The sequence below is a fragment of the Aeromonas veronii genome (genome assembly GCA_041319085.1).
GTDB lineage: Bacteria > Pseudomonadota > Gammaproteobacteria > Enterobacterales > Aeromonadaceae > Aeromonas > Aeromonas veronii_F.
On record CP101033.1, the window covers coordinates 4,018,165 to 4,027,500 of the forward strand.

Genomic DNA, 9,336 nt, shown 5'->3' on the forward strand with positions numbered 1-9,336 from the left:
CCTTAACTGATCAGCATTGCGCTCGATGAGCGGGGCTTTTTATTTTTCACCCTTCTCCCACTGGGAGAAGGGCTGGGGATGAGGGGGGATTAACCGCCAACGGCGATGCGCTTCATGTCCTTCATGTAACCACGCAGTACCTGGCCGATTTTCTCGATCGGGTGGTTGCGGGTCGCTTCGTTGGCCGCCAGCAGCGCCAGGTTATCGACGCTCTGCCCTTCCGCCTTGCTGGCACCCAGATCGCCCGCTTTCAGGGTCGGCATGAAGTGCTCACGCAGCAACGGCACGGCGGCGTTGGCGAACAGGTAGTTACCGTACTCGGCGGTATCGGAGATGACCACGTTCATCTCGTACAGACGCTTGCGAGCAACGGTGTTGGCGATCAGCGGCAGTTCGTGCAGGGATTCGTAGTAGGCAGACTCCTCGTAGATACCGGAAGCCACCATGGTCTCGAACGCCAGCTCGACACCCGCCTTGACCATGGCCACCATCACCACGCCATTGTCGAAGTACTCCTGCTCGGCAATCTTGCCTGCGAACGCCGGGGCGTTTTCGAAGGCAGACTTGCCGGTCTCTTCGCGCCAGGTGAACAGTTTGACGTCATCTTCGGCCCAGTCAGCCATCATGCCGCGGGAGAACTCACCGGCAATGATGTCGTCCATATGCTTCTCGAACAGCGGGCGCATCAGGGTTTTGAGCTGCTCGGAGAGCTCGAAGCCGCGCAGCTTGGCCGGGTTGGAGAGGCGGTCCATCATCAGGCTGATACCACCCTGTTTCAGGGCTTCGGTAATGGTCTCCCAGCCGAACTGGATCAGCTTGCCGGCGTAGGCCGGTTCGGTCCCTTCGGCAACCAGCTTGTCGTAGCAGAGCAGAGAACCGGCCTGCAGCATGCCGCAGAGGATGGTCTGCTCGCCCATCAGATCGGATTTCACTTCCGCCACGAAGGAGGACTCCAGCACCCCGGCACGGTCGCCGCCGGTAGCAGAGGCCCACGCCTTGGCGATGGCCATGCCTTCGCCTTTCGGGTCATTTTCAGGGTGAACGGCGATCAGGGTCGGCACACCAAAGCCACGCTTGTACTCTTCGCGCACTTCGGTGCCCGGGCACTTGGGCGCCACCATCACGACGGTGATATCGGCGCGGATCTGCTGACCCTCTTCCACCACGTTGAAGCCGTGGGAGTAGCCCAAGGCCGCACCCTGCTTCATCAGCGGCATCACGGTTTTGACGACGTCAGAGTGCTGCTTGTCCGGGGTCAGGTTCAGCACCAGATCGGCGGTCGGGATCAGCTCTTCATAGGTGCCAACCGCGAAGCCGTTGTCGGTAGCCTTTTGCCAGGAGGCTCGCTTCTCGGTGATGGCGGCCTTGCGCAGGGCGTAGGAGATATCCAACCCGGAGTCGCGCATGTTCAGACCCTGGTTCAGACCCTGGGCACCACAGCCCACAATCACCACCTTCTTGCCCTTCAGCACGTTGCAGCCGTCCGCGAACTCTTCGCGCTGCATGAAACGACACTTGCCCAGCTGGGCCAACTGCTGACGCAGGTTCAAGGTGTTGAAATAGTTAGCCATGGTGATTGCTCCGTTCGATTGATTCCATGCCGGGTAGCGGCGTTGTCTGAACAACTATAGCGCGGGACACTTATTGCCTGAACTGATATATTCGAAACAGTACGTTGCAATAAATGAAAGATGATTCTTGGCAATTTATCCCTATACGCGCCCCCATTTCGGCAATATTGCCGCTGACTTATCCGGGGACGTGGTTGCCGAAGCCGAACGGTGCGGCATGAATTTATGCCCTGACTGCAGCAGGAAGTGATCAATGGACCTTCGCAATCTCGAGCTGTTTCTCCACCTCGCCGACTCCCTTCATTTCGGCAAGAGCGCCGATGCCATGGCGGTCAGCCCCTCGACCCTGAGCCGTGCCATCCAGCGGCTGGAGCAGGAGACCGGCTGCATCCTGTTCGAGCGAGATAACCGCTCAGTGCGACTCACCCCCGCCGGCGAGAAGCTGCGGGAGTTTGGCGGCGGCCTGTTGCAAGAGTGGCGCCAGCTCAAGCAGGAGCTTAAACGCAGCGATGAACCACTGCAGGGACGGCTGCGCGTGTTCTGCTCGGTCACTGCCAGCTACTTTCTGCTGCCCGAGGTGCTGGAGCGCTTTCGCCGCCGCTACCCCCAGCTGGAGATCAAGCTGGAGACCGGCGACCCGGCGCTGGCGGTGGACAAGATCCTGGCCGACGAGGCCGATCTCGCCATCGCCGCTCGCCCCGATGCCCAGCCCGCCAAGCTGGAATTCGCCAGCCTGCAGCTGGTGCCGCTGGTCTTTATCGCGCCGCGCAATGCCCCGCAGCTGAACCAGTGGTTCCGTCAGGGCGAGCCGGACTGGGAGCAGCTGCCCGTCATCCTCTCCGAGCAGGGCTTGGCCCGCAAACGCAGCGATCAGTGGTTTCGCAACAAGGGGATCGCCCCCAACATCTACGCCGAAGTGGCGGGGAACGAGGGGATTGTCGCCATGGTGGCGCTTGGTTGTGGCGTGGGGCTGGTACCGGCGGCGGTGATCGACCACAGCCCGCTCGGCGACAAGGTACGGATCATCGACCTCAAACCCGCCTTCAAGCCATTTGATGTGGGGATCGGGGTACTCAAGAAGCGGCTGGAGGAGCCATTGATCCGCGCCTTCTGGGATACCGCGCAGAATCAGGGTTCACTGCGCTGACACCGGTTTATAGATGAGTGCCGGATTAGCCATCATGGCGCGACTGGGCCGCGGCAAGTCGGGATTGTGCAGCTCGAGGCGCAACCGCTCATCCAGTTTTAGCCGCCGAATGGTGCTGCCAAATCCCTCTTCAAAGACCCGGTCAAAAGCACCAGACTGCCGTGCCCGCTGCAGGCCGAGCTCGATACGCTGCGCCAGCTCCGGATAGTTGGGCGAGACAAAGAAGAGCAGTGCCAGCGGATAGCGAAACACCAGACGAGGCTCGATGGCGAGATCGGGATGTTGCCTGAGCTCATCCTCGATCTCGATGACCGAGCGCAGGAAGCAGTCAAAGCGCTTCTTGCTCAGCATGTTGAAGAGCGCCTCATAGAGATTGCCCACCGTCACCTTGAGGCCGTTGGCCTTGAGCAGCCGGGTATCGGGCCAGGATCTGTGCTGACCGATGGAGAGTCCGGCGCGATGCCAGTCCGCCAACGACCCGATCGCGGCAAATCGCCCCTCATCCCCCTGCCGAACAAGACACACCCGCCAGCCGAGCAGCCCCTTGGCCAGCGGAATGTGTACTGCCAGCAGATCCCGCTCTCGCTCACCATCCGGGGCAAAGACACCGACCTGAACCAGCTCGCCGCTGCGAAGCTCCTTCACCGCCCGCCCCTGCTCCATTTGCGGACTGGAGACCAGCTGGTAGGGGCCATACTCGAGCACGGTGAGATCGAGAGAGAGCCGCAGCAACTGGACGACGGCAGGGTTGGGGTGATCCAGCAGCAGATTCCAGGCGCGGATCGACTGCACGGCAGCCGACGCATCCGCCGCCCACAGCCACAACACCATGCACCACAATCCGACTCGCTTCATTCCCTGCACCATCCAAGCGCCATGCTTCTGGTCATACTATAACGCCAGCCAAGGGCCTGATACGGCGTTCGCTGCCAGATGTGTGAACCTTCTCCGGTCCCTCTCATGTCAGAAGTGACAATAGGCAAACCGGGTAAGGGATCGCAGACTGAATATTCGCCATCATCGAACCACATCAGGGAGGTGCGCCACGAAACAGCATCTGGTCGAGATCAAGGGTTCAACCCTGTTTGACGAGTATCTGCAAAGCATGGGCGTGCCCAGTACGGCACTGGACCGGGAGCAGGATATCTATCTGCAGGAACGTCACCTGGGCGCCATTCGCCGGGGGCAAGACGAGTTGCGCTTTTATCTGCGTGCCAATGCCCTGAACAAACGGTGATCAGGATCCGGTCACAGAACCCGCAACAAAGGCGTATTAGACTGGTATCTTCCCCCTTCTGTCGGGAGTGCCCATGAAAGCAAGCGGTCTGGATCGGCTGTTCAAACCCCACTCAATCGCTGTGATCGGCGCCTCGACCGACCCGCTCAAGGCGGGTCATGTGATCGTGCGCCACCTGCTGGCAGGCCAGTTCAAAGGGCCCATCCTCCCCGTCACCCCGCGCAACAAGGCCATCGCCGGCGTGCTGGCCTATCCCGATATCGCCAGCCTGCCGCTGACTCCGGATCTCGCCATCATCTGCACCAGGCGGGAGCGGGTCTTGCCGTTGCTGGAAACGCTCGGCCAGAAGGGCGCGGGGGCGGCCATCATACTGGCCGCCGACTTTTCCCCCGAGGAGCGGCTGGAGCTGAAACGGGTCTGCCAGCAATATGGCATTCGCCTGCTCGGCCCCAACAGCATGGGGATGTTGCTGCCCGGCCAGGGGATTAACGCCAGCTTTTCCCCCATTGCCGCCAAGCCGGGACAGGTCGCCTTTCTCTCGCAATCTGCCGCCGTCAGTACCACCATTCTGGATTGGGCCAAGCAGCATGAGTTGGGCTTCTCCGCCTTCATCTCCCTTGGCGATCACTGCGATATCGACTTCGGCCAGCTGCTGGATCAGCTCTCCCGCGACAGCGTCACCCGCGCCATCTTGATCTACATGGACAAGTTGCACGACGCACGCCACTTTCTCTCGGCGGCGCGGGCTGCCTCGCGCAACAAGCCGATCCTGGTGCTGAAAAGCGGGCGCCATGATCCGGCCCACGGCCTCGACAATGTCTATGATGCCGCCATCCGCCGCGCCGGTATGCTACGGGTACGGGATACCCACGAACTGTTTGCCGCGGTCGAAACCCTCAACCACTCCATGACCCTCAAGGGAGAGCGACTCGCCATCATCTCCAACGGCCGCGGGCTGGCCAATATGGCGGTGGATGTGCTGCTGGAGCGGGGCGGCAAGCTGGCTCGCCCGCCGCTCGACATCGGTAGCGATGCCACCATCACCACCTATCAGGAGGCGCTGGACAGCGTGTTGCAGGAGGATGGCATCGACGCCATCCTGATCATCCACGCCCCCTCGCTCACGGCACCGAGCGCGCCACTGGCCAGCCATCTTATCGCCCATCTGAAACAGCATCCCAGAGCGCGCCGTTTCAATATCCTCACCAACTGGGCGGGCGAATACTCGGCGCAAGAGGGTCGCAAACTCTTCACCGAGGCGGGCTTCCCGACCTACCGCACGCCAGAAAGCGCCATGGCCGCCTTCATGCACATGGTGGAGTACCGCCGCAACCAGAAGCAGTTGATGGAAACCCCGGCGTCACTGCATGGCAACCAGCTCAATGTCGAGCTGTGCCAGCAGCTGATCCGTCAGGCGCAGGATCGCAAACAGCTGAGGCTGGATACCCATCTGGTGCACCCGATTTTACAAGCCGCAGGTCTCTCGACTCTGCCAACCTGGATCGTCACCGACGCCATCGAGGCAACCCTGACCGCCGAGCAGATCGGCTATCCGGTGGCAGTGAAACTGCGCTCGCCCGATATCCTGCACAAATCTGCCGTTCACGGCGTGGTTCTCAACCTACGCACCTCGGCCGAAGTGGCGCAAGCCGCCGATGCCATTCTGGATCGGGTCAGACAACACGATCCGGGCGCCCGCATCGAAGGCTTGCTGGTGCAGCGGATGGCCCGCCGCAGCGGCGGCCTCGAGCTGCGGGTGCGGATCCAGCAAGACGCCATCTTTGGCCCCGTCATCCTGCTGGGCGAGTCAGGCGCCGAACCGCAGGAGATGGTGGCAGCCTTGCCACCGCTCAATCAGGCGCTGGCTCGTTACCAGATCATCGGTGCCCTCAAGAGCCGCAAGATCCGCGAACAGGCGACGCCGGAGCGACTGGATATCGATGCCCTCGGTCAGGTGCTCTGCCAACTCTCCGAGCTATTGCTCGCCTTTCCGGAGATTCAGGAGCTGGATCTGCATCCACTGCAAGCGTGCGGTGCCGAAATGGTGGTGCTGGATGCCAGCCTCACGCTGGCTGACCCCGCCATCCCGACCAGCAACCGACTGGCGATCCGCCCCTACCCGACCGAGCTGGAGGAGGGTGCCTGGCTTAAAGATCAGCGCCATATCCTGCTGCGCCCGATCCGGCCGGAAGATGAACCGGCTCACAAACAGTTCGTACTGCAGGTCTCTGATGAAGACAGGTACAAACGCTTCTTCGCCGATGTGGGTGAGCTGGGCCATGAAGAGCTGGCTCGCATGACCCAGATCGATTACGACCGGGAGATGGCCTTCGTGGCTGTGGGGCAAGATGGCGAACTGCAGGATCAGATCCTCGGCGTAGTGCGCGCTATCTCGACCCCGGATCTGAGCGATGCCGAGTTTGCCATTCTGGTGCGATCGGACTTGAAAGGGGTGGGGCTCGGCAAATTGATGATGGAGAAGATCATCCGTTACGCCAAAGAGCAGGGGATTGGCCAACTATCCGGTATGACCATGCCCAGCAATCGCGGCATGGTCAACCTCGCCAAACGGCTGGGATTCAAGATCGACGTCCAGATGGAAGACGGGGTGGTCAATATGGCACTGCCCTGTAGCCAGCAGGCGGCAGAAGCCTGATTTCGCCGCCTGTAGACTCGTTCGCACAGCCGCGAATGAAGCCTCCATGGCTCAACAATGGTGGAAATAGCAGGCTATCTGGCACTCTCTTGGTAGGTAAAAACCAAACACTGGCTGTTTAATACGCTAAAAACACCAAAGCCCGGTCTCTCGACCGGGCTTTGGTGTTGGTTCTGGTGTGCAAATCTGGGGTAAGTGGGAAAAACCGCCCATAGCAAAAAGGCCTTCCCATCTGGGAAGGCCTTTCAAATTAGTGGCGGAGCGGACGGGACTCGAACCCGCGACCCCCGGCGTGACAGGCCGGTATTCTAACCGACTGAACTACCGCTCCGCTGTCTGGTTAGCTTTTTGCTAAATTGTCTGCCGCTTCAATGAGGTGTCATCCTCTCGGCCAGTGACATGATTCTTCACATCGCTGTTTAATTGGGTGCCTGGCAGTGTCCTACTCTCGCATGGCGAATGCCACACTACCATCGGCGCTACCGCGTTTCACTTCTGAGTTCGGCATGGGATCAGGTGGTTCCACGGCGCTATGGCCGCCAGGCAAATTCTTCAATCTGTGAAAGCTGATGTAAGTAATTCGTTCATTCGCTACAAGGCCCAGAACACTTCTTGGGTGTTGTATGGTTAAGCCTCACGGGTAATTAGTATGGGTTAGCTCAACACGTCACCGCGCTTACACACCCCACCTATCAACGTTGTGGTCTCCAACGGCCCTTTAGGACCCTCAAGGGGTCAGGGATGACTCATCTCAGGGCTCGCTTCCCGCTTAGATGCTTTCAGCGGTTATCGATTCCGAACTTAGCTACCGGGCAGTGCCACTGGCGTGACAACCCGAACACCAGAGGTTCGTTCACTCCGGTCCTCTCGTACTAGGAGCAACTCCCTTCAATCATCCAACGCCCACGGCAGATAGGGACCGAACTGTCTCACGACGTTCTGAACCCAGCTCGCGTACCACTTTAAATGGCGAACAGCCATACCCTTGGGACCGACTTCAGCCCCAGGATGTGATGAGCCGACATCGAGGTGCCAAACACCGCCGTCGATATGAACTCTTGGGCGGTATCAGCCTGTTATCCCCGGAGTACCTTTTATCCGTTGAGCGATGGCCCTTCCATTCAGAACCACCGGATCACTATGACCTACTTTCGTACCTGCTCGACCTGTCCGTCTCGCAGTTAAGCTGGCTTATGCCATTGCACTAACCTCCTGATGTCCGACCAGGATTAGCCAACCTTCGTGCTCCTCCGTTACTCTTTGGGAGGAGACCGCCCCAGTCAAACTACCCACCAGGCACTGTCCGCGACCCAGATTATGGGCCTGCGTTAGAACATCAAACATACAAGGGTGGTATTTCAAGGTCGGCTCCAGCGCAACTGGCGTCACGCCTTCAAAGCCTCCCACCTATCCTACACATGTAGGTTCAATGTTCAGTGCCAAGCTGTAGTAAAGGTTCACGGGGTCTTTCCGTCTAGCCGCGGGTACACCGCATCTTCACGGCGAATTCGATTTCACTGAGTCTCGGGTGGAGACAGCATGGCCATGGTTACACCATTCGTGCAGGTCGGAACTTACCCGACAAGGAATTTCGCTACCTTAGGACCGTTATAGTTACGGCCGCCGTTTACCGGGGCTTCGATCAAGAGCTTCGCTTGCGCTAACCCCATCAATTAACCTTCCGGCACCGGGCAGGTGTCACACCCTATACGTCCACTTTCGTGTTTGCAGAGTGCTGTGTTTTTGATAAACAGTCCCAGCCATCTGGTCACTGCGACTCCCAACTGCTCCATCCGCAAGGGACTTCACTGTCAAGAGCGAACCTTCTCCCGAAGTTACGGTTCTATTTTGCCTAGTTCCTTCACCCGAGTTCTCTCAAGCGCCTTGGTATTCTCTACCCGACCACCTGTGTCGGTTTGGGGTACGATGACTTGTAATCTGAAGCTTAGAGGCTTTTCCTGGAAGCAGGGCATCAATGGCTTCCACACCGTAGTGTGTTCGTCTCGTGTCTCAGTGTTGTGTCTCCGGATTTGCCTAGAAACACCACCTACGCACTTTCACCAGGACAACCGTCGCCTGGCCCACCTAGCCTTCTCCGTCCCCCCATCGCAATTACAAGTCGTGCAGGAATATTAACCTGCTTCCCATCGACTACGCCTTTCGGCCTCGCCTTAGGGGTCGACTCACCCTGCCCCGATTAACGTTGGACAGGAACCCTTGGTCTTCCGGCGAGGAGGCTTTTCACCCCCTTTATCGTTACTTACGTCAGCATTCGCACTTCTGATATCTCCAGCATACCTCTCGATACACCTTCGCAGACTTACAGAACGCTCCCCTACCACTCACACATAAGTGTGAATCCGCGGCTTCGGTGCCTGGTTTGAGCCCCGTTACATCTTCCGCGCAGGCCGACTCGACTAGTGAGCTATTACGCTTTCTTTAAATGATGGCTGCTTCTAAGCCAACATCCTAGCTGTCTGAGCCTTCCCACATCGTTTCCCACTTAACCAGAACTTTGGGACCTTAGCCGGCGGTCTGGGTTGTTTCCCTCTTCACGACGGACGTTAGCACCCGCCGTGTGTCTCCCGGATAGTACTTACTGGTATTCGGAGTTTGCATGGGGTTGGTAAGTCGGGATGACCCCCTAGCCCAAACAGTGCTCTACCCCCAGTAGTATTCGTCCGAGGCGCTACCTAAATAGCTTTCGGGGAGAACCAGCTATCTC

5 protein-coding genes, 1 tRNA gene and 2 rRNA genes (1 of these 8 only partly in view) are annotated in these 9,336 nt (G+C 59.1%); 3 read left to right on the plus strand and 5 right to left on the minus strand.

The features are described from left to right. Nucleotides 1-89: 89 nt before the first annotated feature. Nucleotides 90-1,571 (minus strand): ketol-acid reductoisomerase, encoded by a 1,482-nt coding sequence (ilvC, locus tag NMD14_19125; protein ID XEI32773.1) that lies wholly within the window; start codon nt 1,569-1,571, stop codon nt 90-92. A gap of 253 nt (nt 1,572-1,824) precedes the next feature. On the opposite strand from ilvC, the gene ilvY reads away from it, so the two are divergent. Beyond that, nucleotides 1,825-2,718, plus strand: coding sequence for an HTH-type transcriptional activator IlvY (ilvY, locus tag NMD14_19130; GenBank protein XEI32774.1), 894 nt, complete (start codon nt 1,825-1,827; stop codon nt 2,716-2,718). Here ilvY and NMD14_19135 read toward each other — a convergent pair. Next, nucleotides 2,707-3,573, minus strand: coding sequence for a hypothetical protein (locus NMD14_19135; GenBank protein ID XEI32775.1), 867 nt, complete (start codon nt 3,571-3,573; stop codon nt 2,707-2,709). The genes ilvY and NMD14_19135 overlap by 12 nt on opposite strands. Nucleotides 3,574-3,727: 154 nt before the next feature. Here NMD14_19135 and NMD14_19140 point away from each other — a divergent pair, with 154 nt between their 5' ends. Next, a complete protein-coding gene (locus NMD14_19140) occupies nt 3,728-3,955 on the plus strand; it encodes a hypothetical protein (protein ID XEI34803.1) in 228 nt (75 codons plus the stop codon). 73 nt (nt 3,956-4,028) lie between these two features. Then, entirely contained in the window at nt 4,029-6,611 is a 2,583-nt protein-coding gene (locus NMD14_19145; protein XEI32776.1) for a bifunctional acetate--CoA ligase family protein/GNAT family N-acetyltransferase, read from the plus strand. A 254-nt stretch (nt 6,612-6,865) separates the two neighbouring features. On the opposite strand, the gene NMD14_19150 is transcribed toward NMD14_19145, so the two are convergent. From NMD14_19150 to NMD14_19160, 3 genes are all read right to left on the minus strand, one after another. Next, nucleotides 6,866-6,942 (minus strand) — tRNA-Asp (locus NMD14_19150). 98 nt (nt 6,943-7,040) lie between these two features. After that, nucleotides 7,041-7,155 (minus strand): 5S ribosomal RNA (rrf, locus tag NMD14_19155). Nucleotides 7,156-7,234: 79 nt separating this feature from the next. Continuing rightward, nucleotides 7,235-9,336, minus strand: a 23S ribosomal RNA gene (locus tag NMD14_19160) (it continues 787 nt past the right edge of the window).

Excerpts from the sequence above, each read along its gene's own strand:
- ilvY (XEI32774.1), top strand. The coding sequence starts at position 1,825 with ATGGACCTTCGCAATCTCGAGCTGTTTCTCCACCTCGCCGACTCCCTT.
- NMD14_19145 (XEI32776.1), top strand. The coding sequence starts at position 4,029 with ATGAAAGCAAGCGGTCTGGATCGGCTGTTCAAACCCCACTCAATCGCT.
- ilvC (XEI32773.1), bottom strand. The coding sequence starts at position 1,571 with ATGGCTAACTATTTCAACACCTTGAACCTGCGTCAGCAGTTGGCCCAG.
- NMD14_19135 (XEI32775.1), bottom strand. The coding sequence starts at position 3,573 with ATGAAGCGAGTCGGATTGTGGTGCATGGTGTTGTGGCTGTGGGCGGCG.